Annotated in this window: 1 protein-coding gene; it reads left to right on the top strand. The window is 70.3% G+C overall.

The genetic code is table 11. The annotated features are described in order from the left end of the window. Positions 1-145 precede the first annotated feature (145 nt). On the top strand, positions 146-1600 hold the full coding sequence (gene tnpC, locus MXD59_RS25870) for an IS66 family transposase (protein ID WP_248827177.1): 1455 nt from the start codon (positions 146-148) through the stop codon (positions 1598-1600). The last annotated feature ends 106 nt before the right edge of the window (positions 1601-1706 follow it).

Genomic DNA, 1706 nt, shown 5'->3' with positions numbered 1-1706 from the left:
GTAGCTGTTCAGCTGGGGTCGCCGGGGGTGGCTGGTAGTTCGCTGGATCTTGTGTGTTGATCGTTCTGGTGGTTGTGTGGCGATGGATCCTGGTCTCTAGGTTCATGGTGTGGGAGTCAGTGACCAGCCGAGCTATGAGCAGCTTGTGTGTCTGGTCGCGGAGCAGGCCGCGCTGATCGGGCAGCGGGATGCCACGATCGCCGCGCAGGCGGCGCTGATCGAGCGGCTGGCCGGGCAGGTCGAGTGGTTGGCCGCGCGGGTCGAGGTGTTGGAACGGCAGGTGGGCAAGGACAGCGGGACGTCGTCGCGGCCGCCGTCGTCGGACAGCCCGTTCACGAAGAAGGCACCGCAACGGTCGTCGCGGACGTCGTCGGGCCGGCCGCGGGGTAAACAGCCTGGTGAGCCGGGGCAGACCCGGAACATGGTCACCGACCCGGATGAGATCGTCGTGGTGGATCCGCCGGCCTGTACCGGTTGTGGTGGGTCGCTGGCGGATGCGTCGGTGTTCGCGACACGGCGCCATCAGGTCTTCGATGTTCCGCCTCCTCCGCCGCGGCCGTATGTGACCGAGTATCGGATCGTGGCCAGGGTCTGCCCGTGCTGTGCGGCGACCAGCGCCGGGCAGGCCCCAGTGGGGGTGACCGGCAGGGTCGGCTACGGGCCGGGTCTGCTCGCCCGGGCGGCATGGCTGGTCTGTGCGCATCACCTGCCGGTCCGCCGTGCCGCCGCGATCCTCGCTGCCCTGGCCGGTGCGCGGGTGTCCTCGGGCTGGGTCGCCACTGTGCGGGGCCGGGCCGCCCGGCTGCTGGCCACGACGTTCCTGCCCCGGGTGAAAGAGCTGATCGCCGCCGCGCCGGTCGCGCATGCCGATGAGACCACCGCCCGCGCCGACGGTGCGCTGCGCTACCTGCATGTGGCCTGCACCGACTATCTGACGGTGATGCACGTCGGGGACCGCACCGCTGCCACGATCGACGCCGGTGGGGTCTGGCCGGCGTTCACCGGCACCCTGGTCCGCGACGGCTACACCGGCTACGCCCACCTGACCGGCGCGTTGCACGCCTGGTGCGGAGCCCACCTGCTCCGCGACCTGCGCGCGGTCCACGACGGCGACCCGGCCGGGCAGGTCTGGGCGGACGCGATGGCAGACGTCCTGCTCGACGCCCACCATGCCGCGGGCGCCGCGCGTCACGCCGGGCAGGCCGTTCTGGCTCCCGAGGTCCTCGCCCGGATCCGTAACCACTACCTCGGCGCGCTCGCCCGCGGCGACGTCGATAACCAGGGCACACACAGCCCTCTGGCCACCGACGCGCGGACGTTGATCCGCCGGTTCCGCCGCTACGAGAACATGATCCTGCGGTTCGCCACCGACCTGACCGTCCCGTTCTCGAACAATCTCGCGGAGAGAGACGTCCGACCGGTCAAGGTCCAACAACGGACCTCCGGCGGCTGCTGGCGCACCCTGCACGGCCTCGCCGACTTCGCCGTCGTGCAGTCCTACCTCTCGACCGCCAGCAAATGGGGCCTCGACACCCTCGACGCGCTCACTCAACTGTTCACCACCGGCCCCTGGCTACCCCCCACAGCCCAACCCGGCTGACGATCCCACCCACCCAGCCGTCCGCGGAGCACCGATCCCACCGACGGCCACTCCCACCTGCGCAAATACAGCCACCGAACCACTCACCCGAGCTGAACAGCTACCA

Origin of the sequence: Frankia umida (assembly GCF_023242945.1) — a bacterium.
Classification (GTDB): Bacteria; Actinomycetota; Actinomycetes; order Frankiales; family Frankiaceae; genus Frankia; species Frankia umida.
The sequence above is the reverse complement of the archived record's forward strand: the minus strand, read 5'-3'. Positions and strand labels throughout refer to the sequence as shown.